Below are 15,823 nucleotides of genomic sequence, written 5' to 3' on the forward strand. Positions count from 1 at the left end.
ATATTAAATATTATAACATTATAATTTATAGTGAAAAATTGGGTAATGTAGGGTATTTCATGTAATATTAATACCCTATATTTTATGTACTATATCTTACGAGGTCTACCTACTCTGAAACTTATTATTTTCTTAATATCTTGATTGCCTTTAAAAAAATCATTGGCATTTACATTAAATAACTTTTTATTTTTATTATTAAATTTATTTGAGATTTTATTACAATTAGCCAATGTATTAAATAAATGCTCTTTCGTATTTTGATAAACTGGTATTCCATTTGGAACATAATATTCTAAATAGTTATCTAAAATATGATTTTCAATTGCATATCTGATTATATTTAATCTTTGAACATCAACAGTATAATTGTCAAAACAATCTGCTTTACTTTTTTGAATTAGGTAAAGTTTATTTTTTGCATCTTGTTCATTAACATATATATCTTCAAATCTAACTAAAAATGGTTTTTTAACATAATAAAAAAAATCTGGTATTAAATGGAATGTTGTTAAAACACCTCCATTAATGCAATCTATAGAGATATTTTCTTCTTTAAGAAATATTTTATTAATTAAAATACCATTGTTTTGTAATCCAAAGCATTTTGTATCTAATCGATAAAAACTAAAAGTATCATCTATTTCGCCTAATATAATACTATCTTTGTATCCCCATTGATTGGGCGATAATGAACATTCTTCTAAAAAATCATCTATTGTTATACGATAACTTTTTATTTTTTCTTTAGTATAATAATCTCCTAATAACCAGCAGTAATTATTTAAAATCAATTGAGTATTTTGAGGAACTCTAATATAAAAATAATCCATATCCCTTATAAGGTTGGATAACTGTAATCTATTATCTTTGTTTTTTTCTTTTTTATTTTGAATTATGGAAGGACAAACTGATGTTATAGATGTCAATACAGAATCATCGGGAAATTTAGTATTAAGATCTTTTGCTTTATCAAGAATTTTAGTAAATTCTTTTATTCTTATACAAAAATATTTATAGGCAAATTCAGTTATGAAATCCTTTTCAGGGTAAAAGAAATCACTAAACCTCTTCATTATTTGTCTTCCATCTGAATCATAAAGATAGATATCATTAAGTCGGTAAAATCCTCTCAATATATTTAAACAAACTTTAAATCGTGATGGATTTATTAAAATTTTATCTACTTGCTCAGGAAATTCTGTTAGCAATCTTTCATATGCATCATCAAAAGAAATTTTGTTAAAATTACTACACATAAACAGATAATATTGAATTAAAAATTAATTTGACTAAATAATATCAGAAATATCATAACTGGTAACCCTCAAATTATCTATGTGATCACACCATCTTTGCAACCATTCTCTACATTGATCGGCATAGCTATATAAATTATATGTTCCTACTATTCCTTTTGGTGAATGACCTAATACTGCTTCAGCAACTTCTGTTGGACAGTTTAGTTGTGCTAATCCAGTTCTAACTGTCCTTCTCAAATCGTGGGGAGTCCAATCCTCAATATCTAACATTCTATTCTTTTGTTTCAAATAACTTAATTTTTTAGAAAGAGAATTTTGATTATTTCCCCTTTTAGGAAAAATATATTCCAATGTGTTGTCCTTTTTAATTTCCTGCAATAATTCACATGCTTGTTTTGATAACTGAACAGCATGTGATGTATTGTTTTTAGCAATCGGAATTAGAAATGTTTTATTCGATAAATCAATATGTTCCCATTTAGCATTACACCATTCACCTGTTCTGCATCCTGTATATAAAGTTAATAAAAAAATATTTTTTATATCTTTAGGTAGTGGACATTCAGGTAACCATTGCAAAAATTTTTTAAGTTCCAGAATACTAAAATGACGTATTTTTGATGGATTTGTGAATTTTATTTTTGATTTGAGTAAAGTTCTCTTTGCTAATAGTGCAGGGTTAGTAATACTTTCATCAAGCACATCCAAACCTATAGCATAATCAAATACTGATACTAATAGATTTAGCATAAATTTCGCTTGTGTTTTTGCATTTCTATTAATAACATCCATTATAAGAGAGATTATTTGTTTTTTTGTTATATCCGTTGCTTTATATTTACCTAATTTTTTAATTGGATCTGAATAAAGTGTTCTCCTGACTTCTTTCTGATATTTTGATATTTTTGAATCGTTTATAATATTATCTGATTTACCTTTTCTGACTTCTATATATTTTATCAAATATAAATCTATTAAATCTTTAAATGTTTCACTTTTACTTTGGCATTTTTTAACTACATTCTTTTGTTGTTTAATTTCATCTGCTGGAGAACCTCCATTTCGACGAATTTGTTTTAATTTTTGTAATTCTACCCTTGCTTTTGATAAGGACATATCAGGGTAATCGCCGAACTTTATTTCTCTACTTTTTTTAGTTCCCAACTCTTCATAGCGATAAAAAAAAGAAGTTTTTTTGGTTTTTGGTGATTTTTTTACAATTAAACCTCTATTTTCATTTGTATCAGTTAGTCTACTTCCGTTCTTCATATTTTTAATTTTTAAATCTACCAAAGGTTGTTTCTTACCACTCATATAATGACTTTTTCCTATTATCTTTTTAATCAATAAATCACTAAAAAATCCTCAAAAAATATCACAGGATTCTCTAAAATTTATAACAGTTTTTATTACAGTTATAAATAAGATTATATGATATTTTATGACATAATTTGAAACAAAAAGAAACAATAAAAATGATAGTTACATGAATATATTTACTTTTATTAAAGATATCTGGTTCTCATTCAATCAGAATTTATTGATTTTCTACTTTTCTTTCACAAAAAGACAGTAATTAACCATTATTATTTGCTCTTAAGGTTTTGTTAATCTGCTTTTGTTAGTTTAGTTACCATTATTAATTGTGAATAATAGTAGCTATGCAAAAGTTAGATAATTCTCCAGATTTTAATTGGTGTTCATTGCTCTATGTAATTTTATTTTTTTGTTACTTTTCTTGTAGTTTGCAACTCTATATTGCGTTGTCTGGACATGCTAATTTTATTGGCTTTCGTGATTCAATTATTTACAGCATGATTTGGCTAGTACCGGTATTATTTTTTCCTCGTTATACCAAAAAAATTGCTACTGTTTATGGCATTATAATTGGGGGATTATCATTAATTTCTATTGGTTATTTTACCATATATCGGCAAGAGTTTTCACAGAGTGTCTTTTTTGTAATGGCCGAGTCAAATTATAACGAATCACATGAATTTATCTCTCAATATTTAAGCATTAAGTTAGTTATAGTATTGCTGATCTATATTTTGCTTGGGTTTTTTCTATGGCTTAAAGTTAAACCTGTTTATGTTAAAAATATGACTAAATGGTTAGTGTCGATAATTATTGTTATTTATGCATTAATGCCATTGTGTATTGGTGTTGTAATAAAAAAAATGTCATTTTCACAAGCAACTCAGCATTTACAAGAACGTATGGAAACTACAGTTCCTTGGCAATTGATCAACAGTTATTTAGCATATCGTTCACAATTGTCGAATATGGAGAATATTTTAAATCATCTGCAAACACTGCCTGAGTTTGAAAATTTAACGGATGCTAATGGTGATACGCCAAGAACATTAGTGTTAGTGATTGGTGAATCGACTACACGTAATCGTATGGGAATTTATGGTTATGAACGCAATACTACGCCGTTGATTGAACAATTTAAGCAAGATAATCCTGATTTTGTTGTGTTTAATGATGTGGTTTCATCAAGACCTTATACTATTGAAATATTACAGCAAGCCCTAACTTTGGCAGATGAACAAAATCCAGATTTATATCTTAGCAAACCATCTCTTATTCACCTTATGAAGCAAGCTGGTTATAAAACCTTTTGGATCACTAATCAACAGACTATGACAAAACGTAATACGATGTTAACTATGTTTTCTAAACAAGCTGATGAACAGTTTTATATGAATAACGATCGTAATCAAAGTTCACGACAATATGACTCATCGGTATTTGAACCATTTAAAAAAGTATTACATGATCCTGCTGAAAAGAAATTTATCGTCATTCACCTGCTTGGTACGCATATGAAATATGAATTGCGCTATCCTCAAAGTACTGATTATCAGCGTTTTAATAATAGATCAGATTTAGCATTTAAACTTGATGATGATAAGTTAAAGGTTTATAACAGTTATGATAATGCAATAACCTATAATGACTTTGTAACAACCAAACTATTTAATTTATTTAAAGATAGTCAGGAAAATGGTTTTATGTTGTATTTTTCTGATCATGGTGAAGATGTTTATCAAACCCCTCCGCATGATATTCTAGGTCGTAATGAAAAAGCGCCTACTAAGGTGATGTATACTGTACCATTCATGCTATGGCAGTCACCAAAATGGCTAGCTAGTCATCCTAATAACTATCAGTCCTATGTGAATAGAAAATTCAGTACTCAAGACTTGATTCATACTTGGTCTGATTTAGCTGGGCTTAGTTATAAATCCTATACTCCAGAAAAAAGTATAATAAATCCGAAATTTGAACAACCAATTCGTTGGATTGGCGATCCTCATGATAAAAAAGGCTTAACTGATTTTGATAAGTTAACTAAATAATAGTGAGTAATTTGCAGATAAAGTTAAGGTGTGATATTGTATATTTATACAGTTATTTTTTTAATGCTATTACACCTATTATGCGAAAAATTATTCATGTCGATATGGATTGTTTTTATGCCGCTGTCGAAATGAGAGACAATCCCCGTTATCGCAATATTCCTATTGCGGTAGGGGGTGATCCGCGTAAGCGAGGTGTGGTATCAACTGCAAATTACTTAGCTCGTCAATTTGGTGTCCATAGTGCGATGTCCATGGCCCAGGCAATTAAGCTCTGTCCTAATCTTAAAGTTATCCCCGGTCGACATGCTGTTTATAAAGAAGTTTCTAATCAAATTCAGCAAATCTTTAAACGATATACTCAAGCTATTGAAACTCTCTCCCTTGATGAAGCTTATTTAGATGTGACTGATTGTAAGCTTTTTCACGGCTCAGCTACTTTAATTGCTCAAGATATCCGTCAAGCGATATATAAAGAACTCGAACTCACTGCTTCGGCAGGTGTTGCTCCACTTAAGTTCTTAGCCAAAATAGCTTCTGACATGAATAAGCCTAACGGACAGTATGTAATTACACCTGAACAAGTAGGGAGTTTTATTGAACAGTTACCGCTAAAAAAAATTCCTGGTGTGGGTAAAGTAACTGAGAAAAAGCTAACTGAATTGGGATTATATACTTGTAAGGATGTTGTCAATTATGACCTAACAAAATTGCTTAATCAGTTTGGTAAGTTTGGTCGAATTTTATATGAACGTTGTCAAGGTATAGATGAACGTGAAGTTTGTAATGACAGACAACGTAAATCCGTAGGCGTAGAGCGTACTTTAGTTGATGATATTCATAGTTGGGATGAGTGTTTAGCTCAATTTGATCCTTTATTTGATGAACTCGAAAAAAGATTAAGCAAAGTTCGTGCTGATTTATCGATTGCAAGGCAAGGTGTCAAATTTAAATTTGATGATTTTCAACTGACAACTCAAGAGCATGTATGGTCAAAATTGGATAAGGATGATCTGATTGAACAGGCTTATAAAGTGTGGTCAGAAAGACGAAATAATCGAGGTATAAGATTAATTGGTTTTCATGTCACTTTAATAGATCCTCAAGTTGAAAAACAGCTAATTTTTCAATTTTGATTGCTAACTGACGATCAAATAGTTATTTTTTACTGTTAGATCATGGTGAGATTTGTTAATGATAAAGGATCTGATTTAATTTTGATAAATCAGATCCTTGATTGTTATTTTGAATATATAGCTAAATGATTATTTTAAATTTTGACCATTAGTCTTAATCACATTTTTATACCATTCAAATGATTCTTTTTTATAGCGTTTCATACTGCCGTTACCTTCATTGTCACGATCAACATAAATTACGCCATAGCGTTTTTTCATTTCTCCAGTAGTGAAAGATACTACGTCGATAATTCCCCATGCTGTATAACCAATCACATCAACACCATCGTAATCCATCGCTTTTTGCATCGCTTTGATATGAGCGCCAAGGTATTCAATACGTGGTTTATCATGAATTTGGTTATCATGTTCTAGTTCATCTATCGCACCAAAACCATTTTCAACAATGAATAGTGGTAATTGATAACGATCATATAAACGGTTAAGAGTATAACGTAATCCTTCTGGATCGATTGGCCATCCCCAGTCACTGCTTTTAATGTATGGATTTTCTACCGCATTTGGTAGCGCACCATTGACGATATTGTCACGATGGTCATTTTTAGCATCAGCTTTTACCACTGTTGACATGTAATAACTAAAGCCAATGTAGTCAACTGTTCCTTGTTTTAAACAGGCTAAATCATCTTCAGTGATGTCAAGTTTGTAACCTTCTCGTTCAAACTCTTTTAATGCATAAGCAGGGTAATAACCACGTACATGTACATCAGGGAAGAAGAAGCGTTGATGCATAGCGATTTCTGATGCCATCATATCTTCAGGATTACAAGAATATGGATAGATTGGTACATGCGAAATCATACAACCAATTTCAAAATCAGGATTAATTTTTTTACCAGCAATAACTGCTTTAGCACTGGCTAATAATTCATAGTGAGCCACTTGATAAAGTACTTCTTGTGGATTTTCACCAGGTTTAACTTGCACACCTGAATTAGTCCAAAAGAAGATTGGATTACTGGTATCCATTTGATTATTAATTTCGTTGAACGTCATCCAATATTTGACTTTATTTTTGTAGCGCTCAAAACAACTAATTGCGAAACGTTCGAAAAATTCAACGGTTTTACGATTTCTAAATCCACCATAATGACGAGCAATATGTAATGGAATTTCAAAGTGTGAAAGGGTGATAACCGGTTCAATTCCATTAGCAATAAGTTCATCAAACACATCATCATAAAACTGTAGACCAGCTTCATTTGGTTCTAACTCATCACCATTAGGAAAGATTCGTGTCCAAGCAATTGAAGTACGTAAACATTTCAAACCTAATTCAGCAAATAACTTAATATCCTCTTTATAATGATGATAAAAATCAATTGCAGTGTGATTTGGATAAAATTTACCTGCTTCGATATCTTGAGTGATTTGTCTTGCAACGCCATGAGCACCAGCGGTCATGACATCAACCACGCTCGGTCCTTTGCCCCCTTCATTCCAGCCGCCTTCAAATTGGTGGGCTGCTAATGCACCACCCCATAAAAATGGTTTTTTAGTCATTTTTGGTTCCTTGTTATTGCTTAATTTCAAATAAGATATCGTCAAGATTTACTTCAGTTTTATCAGTTAATGTGATCAATTGGTATTGATCAGTATTAACAATAATAATCGGTGTAATTAATGGGTAACCAGCTTGTTTAATTGCTTGTGGATCAAAGCTAATTAATAAATCACCCGTTTTAACTTGTTGTCCCATACTTACATGGTAACTAAATTCATTGTTAGTCAGATTAACAGTATCAATACCAACGTGAATTAATAATTCTACGCCATTATCTAAAGTTAAACCGATAGCATGTTTTGAACTTTCAAAAACGGCGGTCACTTTACCATTATAAGGTGCATAAACATGGTTCTCAGTTGGTTCTATCGCAATACCTTCACCCATCAATTTTTGAGCAAATGCGGGATCTGGAACTTCACTTAGTGGGTATACTTTACCAATCATTGGACTTGTTACATCGATTTCGTCGATAACGATTTTTGGTGTATCGTCTTCAACAGGTACATTATTTGCTTTTGTTTCATTAGTCCCAAAAATTTGTAGAAGTAGGACTGGGCCAAATAACGCAATGGCTGAACCAAGTGCAACACCGATGAACGAACCATAATGTTCTGGATTAATTGCATTAACGATGGTTAATGGTCCAGGTAATGCTGCATAAGTATAGTAGTAAGGTGTAAAGAAGCCAGCAGCAATACCACCAAGAGCACCACAGACACAACCATAGATAAATGGTGTTTTGAAACGTAAGTTAACCCCGTAAATAGCCGGTTCAGTGATACCAAATAGACCAGTGATAAATGCTGATAAAGAGACACCTTTCATTTCTTTAGAACGCGTTTTGATATAGAAGCCTAGTGCAGCACCAACTTGACCGATTACGGCAATAGTTTGGTAAGCTTGGAAAGAGTCTTTACCGTATTGGCTAATATTTTCGATAATCACAGGTGTAATACCCCAATGGACGCCGAAAATAACAAGTACTTGCCAAAATGCGCCAATAATGCCACCGGCAACCCATGGAGCAAGATTAACAATCCAGTTATAACCACTAGCAATATAATGTGCAGCACCAGCAGTAAGTGGACCAATCGCAACTAAAGTCAATGGCACCATAATCACTAGACTGATTAATGGCATTAATAGCGGTTTAATAATGCTATGTAATCTAGGCTCTAAGAAACGCTCTAGATAAGATAGCAACCAAACTAAAAATAGCGGTGGCAATACGGTTGAGCTATAAGTAGTTTCAGACAGTGCTAATCCAAAAAGATTAATCTCTTGTCCTGATTTAATCATAGCTGCCAATTCGGCCCATGTTGGTGAAAGTAGGGCTGCACAGCAAGCTACTGCAATATAGATGTTGCAACGGAAATGTTGCGATGCGGTAATGGCAATAAAAATAGGTAAAAATGCGAATGGAGCCCAAGAAATAAAGTTAAATACTTGGCAAGTACCTGTTGCTTCAAATTCTGGGAAAGCTAGCTTAATTAAAATCAAGATACCTTGTAATATCCCTGCACCAGCTAATACATAAACAAATGGGGCAAAAACGGCTGACATAGTGGCAATAACACGGTTTAAAATGCTACTTTTACTATTTACATCAACTTTATTACCACCTTTAATTAATTGGGTAAAGGCATTATAGACTTTATCTACATTAGTACCGATAACAATCTGAATTTGACCACCTTTTTCAACCACAGTGATAACGCCTGGGAATTTTGCAATATTTTCTTTAGCGTTTTCTGGCGTTTGTTGCGTAACTAAACGCAAACGAGTGGCACAACGAGCTACGGTAACAATATTTTCTTCACCGCCTAACTCATTTAATATATCAACTGCCAATTTATTATAATCTCTAATTTTAGATGACATTAATTATGCTCCTTTCAACAGGTAAGAGAGCTTATATTATCCTTAAATTAAAAATTGTTAATGACCAATTTTATTGTTTGTGATCTAGATCCCGTTTTCTCGTAATTTTGATTTAATAATTAATTTACAGGTATAGAATAAAAACTATTTATAACAATAATAAAGAATAACAAATGTTAAAATATCAAGATATAGCGGAAAAAATCCAGCAAGCAATTTATCAGCAAGATTTGCCTAAAGGTACGCAATTACCAAATATTGAAGGTTTAATTCAGCAATATCAAGTTAGCCGAACTACTATTATTAAGGCTCTAAATCGTCTTGAAAGACATGGCGTAATTTATCAAATCCAAGGTAGTGGTATCTTTGTTCGACAACCGAAAAAACAAGGTTATCTAAATTTTCTGGAAAGTCATGGTTTTAGTGTCGATCTCAATGATTTACCTGGCTCATCGCAAGTATTTAATGTTGATGTTATTCAACCTAATGCTAAAGTTAAAGAAAACCTTCAGTGTGAAGATGATGAATATGTCTATTATATAAAGCGATTACGTTTGGTTGAAGATAAAGTATACGGTTTTGAACAATCTTATTATCGAAAAAATATAATTTCTTATTTAAATAAAGAAATTGCCGAAAACTCAATCTTTAGTTATGTAAAAGATATTTGTAAGGTCAATATCGGTTTTTCAGATAAATATTTTAAAGCCATAAAATTGGATGAAGATATCGCTCCTTATTTGGGTTTAAAGGCCGGCGATCCCGCTTTATGTGTTGAAGAGATCTTTTATACTTCTTCTGGTGAACCTTTCGATTTTTCACAAATTATCTATCATTACGATAATGCGAAATTCTTTGTTCAAAGTCATTCAAAATAGTCTGCAAGATTTCATTTAGTTAATAAATTATTAACCAAATGAAATCTAATCAATCTAAAGACTTTATATAAATTTACATCAAATTAGTTTTGCTCGACCTTTTTAAGAGTTTCGAATGAGCCTGATAAGGTTAGGGTGATTTCATATTCAGGTGGTGTATAAATATCAACATTACTATAGTTCTTCATTGAAACCATTTTGCCCATCATTTGATCACTACTAGAGTTATTTCTTTCATAAATTGCTTCAGGATATCTTGATTGAATTTCAAGTGAAATAGGTGCACCAACGACATATTGTTTAGCTATTAAGCGTTCAACTTTAGTGGTTAATTGGTTTAATAAAAGAGTTTCATGCTCTTTTACTGCGGTTTGAATGGCTTGTGGTGATACGCTATAAGAGATGTTATTATTGACTTCCATTTTTAACTCTTGTGCTTTAGCAATGATCTTACCGATAAGATCGAGTTTATCTGTTTTTATTTTTAAAGTGTTATTAACAAAATAACGTTGCTCATTAATTTTGTTTGTATCAATTTTTCGGACAAACGAGCTCTTAATTGAAATATTTGTTAAACCGATATTTTTTAAATCATTGGCGATATTAGTATATTTTTGGTATAGATCTTCTTTTGCTTTACTTTCACTATTAGCGACTGCAGTAATTTGGAATAGATAATAGTTAGTTAACTTCTCTTCTTCAAGCTGAGAAATATCATTTATATTATATTTATCAAGGGCTTTATTTAGATTGATAAAACTGTCATTATCATCAATAGTTAATACAATATTAAGAAACGCTTGATAATGGTTATCTTCTTGATTGTTTTCTTTCGCAATTGTTTTAACTCTGTTTTTGTAGTCTATGGTGACTAAATTATCATCGGTGATATTAAGTGTGTTTAGGTAATTTTTTAATTTCTTCATTGTCTCAACGTTAAGATCTGAAGCTTCAGTAGGTGTTGCACCTTCTGTTTCTAAAGTAATAGAAAATTCAACTGTATCAGGTTTTAATTTAATGCTATCAATAATACTTGAATTAATTTGCCCCACAGGAATGAGATCTTTTCCATATTTTAATTGTTGCAGTTCTAAATAAGAGTTACTGACGTTTAACTCGTTATAGTTTGCCTGAGATGGAAATATGGTGCTTATATTGAGTAACAAAATTAATATAAATGTTTTTTTCATTTTATTTCCTTAATTCAGTCTAGAGAAATGGGCTTAAGTAAATTAATGTAGAAAGATAAGACAAATTATAATTAATTTAATTGAAAAGTTGTCAAATAATTGTAAAAACTTGCAAATATAAAAAAAGCGTCTTACGACGCTTGGTTATTTAATGCCATATTCAGAACGATATGCTTCGACTTGGACTACTTGGTCTTTACGTGATGGATCACGATAAAGATATTGGATCAAATCATCTAAAGTGATAATCGAAATTACGTCACAACTATAAGTTTGTTTGATTTCTTGAATAGCGGATAATTCACCTCTACCTTTTTCTTGACGATCAAGACAGATTAATACGCCAGCAAGTTTAGATTGATTATCTTCTAAAATTCGCATTGATTCACGAATTGCAGTACCAGCGGTAATTACATCATCAACTAACATGACGCGTTGTTGATAAATAGAACTACCAACTAAATTACCACCTTCACCATGATCTTTAGCTTCTTTTCGGTTAAAGCAATAAGGTACATCAACATTGTGGTGCTCGGATAAAGCCACAACTGTAGATGAGACAATTGGGATACCTTTATAGGCAGGACCAAAGATGACATCATATTTTAAATTTGCATCCATTAATGCAGCGGCATAAAAACGACCTAATAACGCCAAATCCTTTCCGGTATTAAATAGTCCTGCATTAAAAAAATAGGGACTTTTCCGTCCTGATTTTAAGGTAAACTCACCAAATTTTAATGCTTGCCTATCTAAAGCAAATTCTATAAATTCACTCTTATATGATTTCATCGATCCTCTCCAATTAATCTTTTAAAGCTTGTTTTTGTGCTTCTATAATGGTTGTAATGCCATTTTTTGCCAGTTCTAATAAAGTTAATAATTCTTCATGACTAAATGGTTCACCTTCGGCAGTACCTTGAACTTCAATGATGCGACCATCATCAGTCATTACCACATTCATATCGGTTTCGGCATTAGAATCTTCAATATATTCTAAGTCGCATACCGCTTCACTATTAACAATGCCTACCGATACGGCAGCCACTAAAGATTTAATTGGGTTTTGCTTTATTTTACCACTTGCTAACATCATGTTTATTGCGTCAACTAATGCCACACAAGCACCAGTTATTGATGCTGTTCTAGTGCCTCCATCAGCTTGGATAACATCACAATCTAATGTAATGGTATATTCCCCTAATAATTTTAGATCAATCATTGCGCGTAATGAACGGGCAATAAGGCGTTGGATTTCCATGGTACGGCCTGTTTGTTTTCCTTTTGCCGCTTCACGTTGAGTTCTTGAATTGGTTGCTCGAGGCAACATACCATATTCAGCGGTTACCCAACCTTGATTTTGACCTTTTAAAAAGCGAGGTACAGATTCTTCAATTGTTGCATTACAAAGTACTTTTGTTTCACCAAACTCGACTAATACAGAACCTTCTGCATGCTTAGTGTAATGACGGGTTATTTTGATTGGGCGGACTTGTTCCGCGGATCGACCAGACGGGCGCATGCAATTCTCCAGCAGTTTTATTTTAAAATTTATCTTTGAACTTATTAAATCATTTAGGAGGACATCAACAAGAAAGCGTTGATGTTTAGCCTAAGCTAAGAGCACATTATACAGAATTTGTGATACAATGCCCAGCAAGTTTTTTATAAATTTAGGACCTATTATGATTTCTAGTATGACCGCATATGCGCGAAAAGAGTTGAACCAATCATGGGGTAGTGCTTCTTGGGAGTTACGTTCGGTCAATCAACGCTACTTAGAAACCTATATTCGTTTACCCGAACAGTTTCGTTCTCTTGAGCCAATTATTCGTGAACGACTTCGTGCACGATTAACGCGCGGAAAAGTCGAATGTAATTTACGTTTCGAATTAGATCCCGCAGCACAACATCAAGAATTGTCATTAAACATTGAACTTGCTAAACAAATATTAGCTGCTGGTGATTGGATAAAACGTGAGTATCAAACGGGACAAATAAATCCGCTTGATGTTTTACGTTGGCCTGGTGTCATGTCAAGCAAAGAACAAAATTTGGATACTATTTCGCAAGAAATTTTGGCCTTACTTGAAACCGCAATTGATGAGTTTATCGCCGTTCGGGAGCGTGAAGGTAAAGCGCTTTGTGAATTAATTACTCAACGCTTAGAAGCGATAACCGTGGAAGTTGATAAAATTCGCACTTGGATGCCGCAGATTTTAGAATGGCAAAAAGAACGATTAAAAAGTAAGCTTGAAGAAGCTAATATTGATCTTGATAATTCACGTTTAGAACAAGAAATTGTTATGGTAGCCCAAAAAATTGATGTCGCTGAAGAACTAGATCGGTTAATGACGCATGTTAACGAAACATATTCGATCTTAAAGAAAAATGAGGCAGTAGGTCGTCGACTCGATTTTATGATGCAAGAGTTCAACCGTGAATCCAATACTATTGCTTCAAAATCGATTAATGCTGATGTAACCGCTAGCGCGATTGAACTCAAAGTGTTGATTGAGCAAATCCGCGAGCAAGTACAAAATATCGAATAATTTACTTGTTGATGAATCAGTATCTCGGTATTTTTGCTGTTATTTTGGCATCGCTATTATGGGGCACAACTGGCACAGCAGCCACTTTTGCTCCTACTTTATCTCCTTTATTTATTGGTTCCTTCGCAATGGGCATTGGTGGGATATTGCAATGCGGATTAGCCATTTATAATATCAAGCAAAACCACTCATTATTAACAGCTCATAGCCGTTTTTTAGTTGTAGGTGCCTTAGCCGTAGCTATCTATCCTTTGGCATTTTATTCATCGATGCGTTTATCGGGTGTTACTATCGGCACGGTTGTTTCAATAGGATCAGCGCCAATCTTATCAGCTATAATTGAATATATTAGTCGTGATTTCCAAGTGACAAAACAATGGGTTATTGGTGCTTTATTGGGTATTATCGGCATGACTATGTTAGCATTTTCTGAAAATGCTTCGACCGCAGTTGAATATAATCATGTTGGTTTGGGGATTTTATTAGGACTTATTGCTGGTTTTACTTATGCTCTTTACTCATGGTCAGCACGACAATTAATGTTAAAAGGTATAGATAGCAAAGCGGCCATGGGTGCTACATTTGGTTGTGGTGGTTTATTACTGATTCCAGTGATGCTAATAACGGGAACGACATTTTTTGCAGCATGGAATAATATTGCAGTTGGCTGTTATATGGCATTGATTCCAATGTTTTTAGGATATCTATGCTATGGATATGGATTATCGAAAATATCTGCCAGTTTAGCAACTACTATTAGTCTATTGGAACCGGTTATTGCTGCAATTCTCGCTATGTTAATTGTTGGCGAATCGCTGTCATTAATAGCTTGGATTGGTATGTTATTTATCTTTGTCTGTTTGATTATAGTTACATTATCAAGCGTAATTAATAATTAAAAACGATATTATTAATTGAATTTAATTGAACGATTGAATTATTGAACTAAAGACAATAATTTCACTAATCTGATCATTGATTTGCTGATAACTAAGAATAGATTAATTTTCTAATTTGACTGTCTTGTATTCCTATTTTAAACCTCTAAAATCTATCTTTTCTTCTACTTGAAAATCAATTAAATATTGCTAATATAATGATATTATTTTTGTTGTAAATATATAAAAATATTAAAGGATGAAAAGGAATAACTAATATGAAAAAAATGCTTACAAGTGGTTTATTAATTTTATTTTTTGCATGTTCGGTTAATGCAGCTAAATATGATAATGTACCATATGATGAAGTACTAAAAATTGCCACCGAGCAAAATGATCCAGTTGCACTAAATGAGTTAGGTTATAGATACCTCAATGGGGTAGAAGGTGTTGAAAAAGATACCGTAAAAGCGAGAGAATGGTTTGATAAAGCTATTGCACAAGGCAGTGGAACAGCCGAATCCAATGTAGGTACTATGTATGATAAAGGTAATGGCGTTGAACAAGACTATGCTAAAGCGAAAGAGTGGTATGAAAAAGGTGTTGCAAAAAATGATAAGTATGCGCAATTAAATTTAGGTGGCATGTATAAAGAAGGACGAGGTGTTGAAAAAGATCCATTAAAAGCAAAAGAACTACTTGAAAAATCGGCAGAACAAGGTTTGTCTTATGCTCAATCTTTTTTAGGTGATATGTATTTTTTTGGTCAAGGTATTAAAAAAGATGTAATTAAAGCTCGATACTGGTATGAAAAAGCAGCTGAACAAGGTATACCTGAAGCCCAGTTTAATTTAGCTGTCATGTATGAAAATGGCGTGGCTGGCCTAAAAAAAGATCATGATAAAGCGATGGATTTATTTGAAAAAGCTTGTGAAGGCGGTGTGGAGCATCCAATTTGTCAATAATTTTTGATTAATTAAAATTTAGTTTTAGTGAGAATTAATTAAACGACAGCTAAATTGAAATTTAAAAGGCGGGCTTAATCCGCCTTTTTCATTTTTTAGAGTTATAAAATCAATCTTCATTAACTAACTGCTTAATATAAAAG

13 protein-coding genes are annotated in these 15,823 nt (G+C 32.4%); 6 read left to right on the top strand and 7 right to left on the bottom strand.

The annotated features are described in order from the left end of the window. Positions 1-89: 89 nt before the first annotated feature. Entirely contained in the window at positions 90-1,259 is a 1,170-nt protein-coding gene (locus tag B6C84_RS06895; protein WP_133052308.1) for a hypothetical protein, read from the bottom strand. A gap of 33 nt (positions 1,260-1,292) precedes the next feature. Next, the gene (locus B6C84_RS06900) at positions 1,293-2,576 is read right to left on the bottom strand and encodes a tyrosine-type recombinase/integrase (RefSeq protein WP_086320553.1); all 1,284 of its coding nucleotides are present in this window, start codon (positions 2,574-2,576) and stop codon (positions 1,293-1,295) included. Positions 2,577-2,923: 347 nt separating this feature from the next. Here B6C84_RS06900 and cptA point away from each other — a divergent pair, with 347 nt between their 5' ends. Together cptA and dinB are read left to right on the top strand one after the other, a co-directional pair. After that, on the top strand, positions 2,924-4,630 hold the full coding sequence (gene cptA / locus B6C84_RS06905; protein WP_086353994.1) for a phosphoethanolamine transferase CptA: 1,707 nt from the start codon (positions 2,924-2,926) through the stop codon (positions 4,628-4,630). Between the two features lie 80 nt (positions 4,631-4,710). Beyond that, positions 4,711-5,766 carry a DNA polymerase IV gene (gene dinB, locus B6C84_RS06910; RefSeq protein ID WP_086353995.1) on the top strand — a complete coding sequence of 352 codons (1,056 nt, stop codon included), beginning with the start codon at positions 4,711-4,713 and terminating at the stop codon, positions 5,764-5,766. 129 nt (positions 5,767-5,895) lie between these two features. On the opposite strand, the gene B6C84_RS06915 is transcribed toward dinB, so the two are convergent. Both B6C84_RS06915 and B6C84_RS06920 read right to left on the bottom strand, forming a co-directional pair. Continuing rightward, on the bottom strand, positions 5,896-7,332 hold the full coding sequence (locus B6C84_RS06915; RefSeq protein ID WP_086353996.1) for a 6-phospho-beta-glucosidase: 1,437 nt from the start codon (positions 7,330-7,332) through the stop codon (positions 5,896-5,898). A gap of 13 nt (positions 7,333-7,345) precedes the next feature. Then, a complete protein-coding gene (locus B6C84_RS06920) occupies positions 7,346-9,217 on the bottom strand; it encodes a beta-glucoside-specific PTS transporter subunit IIABC (protein WP_086353997.1) in 1,872 nt (623 codons plus the stop codon). 173 nt (positions 9,218-9,390) lie between these two features. On the opposite strand from B6C84_RS06920, the gene B6C84_RS06925 reads away from it, so the two are divergent. Continuing rightward, the gene (locus B6C84_RS06925) at positions 9,391-10,095 is read left to right on the top strand and encodes a GntR family transcriptional regulator (RefSeq protein WP_086353998.1); all 705 of its coding nucleotides are present in this window, start codon (positions 9,391-9,393) and stop codon (positions 10,093-10,095) included. Positions 10,096-10,178: 83 nt separating this feature from the next. Here the strand turns inward: B6C84_RS06925 and B6C84_RS06930 are convergent, their stop codons facing one another. The 3 genes from B6C84_RS06930 to rph form a co-directional block, all read right to left on the bottom strand. Beyond that, positions 10,179-11,285: an SIMPL domain-containing protein gene (locus B6C84_RS06930; RefSeq protein WP_086353999.1), complete on the bottom strand. Its 1,107-nt coding sequence runs from the start codon at positions 11,283-11,285 to the stop codon at positions 10,179-10,181. A gap of 144 nt (positions 11,286-11,429) precedes the next feature. Then, positions 11,430-12,077, bottom strand: coding sequence for an orotate phosphoribosyltransferase (gene pyrE, locus B6C84_RS06935; RefSeq protein ID WP_086354000.1), 648 nt, complete (start codon positions 12,075-12,077; stop codon positions 11,430-11,432). A gap of 13 nt (positions 12,078-12,090) precedes the next feature. Then, a complete protein-coding gene (rph, locus tag B6C84_RS06940) occupies positions 12,091-12,807 on the bottom strand; it encodes a ribonuclease PH (RefSeq protein WP_086354001.1) in 717 nt (238 codons plus the stop codon). 163 nt (positions 12,808-12,970) lie between these two features. On the opposite strand from rph, the gene B6C84_RS06945 reads away from it, so the two are divergent. The 3 genes from B6C84_RS06945 to B6C84_RS06955 all read left to right on the top strand — a co-directional run bounded on the left by B6C84_RS06945 (position 12,971) and on the right by B6C84_RS06955 (position 15,680). Further along, entirely contained in the window at positions 12,971-13,837 is an 867-nt protein-coding gene (locus tag B6C84_RS06945) for a YicC/YloC family endoribonuclease (RefSeq protein ID WP_086354002.1), read from the top strand. Positions 13,838-13,848: 11 nt separating this feature from the next. Continuing rightward, positions 13,849-14,736: a DMT family transporter gene (locus B6C84_RS06950; protein WP_086354003.1), complete on the top strand. Its 888-nt coding sequence runs from the start codon at positions 13,849-13,851 to the stop codon at positions 14,734-14,736. Between the two features lie 257 nt (positions 14,737-14,993). Then, the gene (locus B6C84_RS06955; RefSeq protein WP_086354004.1) at positions 14,994-15,680 is read left to right on the top strand and encodes a tetratricopeptide repeat protein; all 687 of its coding nucleotides are present in this window, start codon (positions 14,994-14,996) and stop codon (positions 15,678-15,680) included. Positions 15,681-15,823: the final 143 nt, after the last annotated feature.

Origin of the sequence: Gilliamella apis (assembly GCF_002142155.1) — a bacterium.
Classification (GTDB): domain Bacteria; phylum Pseudomonadota; class Gammaproteobacteria; order Enterobacterales; family Orbaceae; genus Gilliamella; species Gilliamella apis.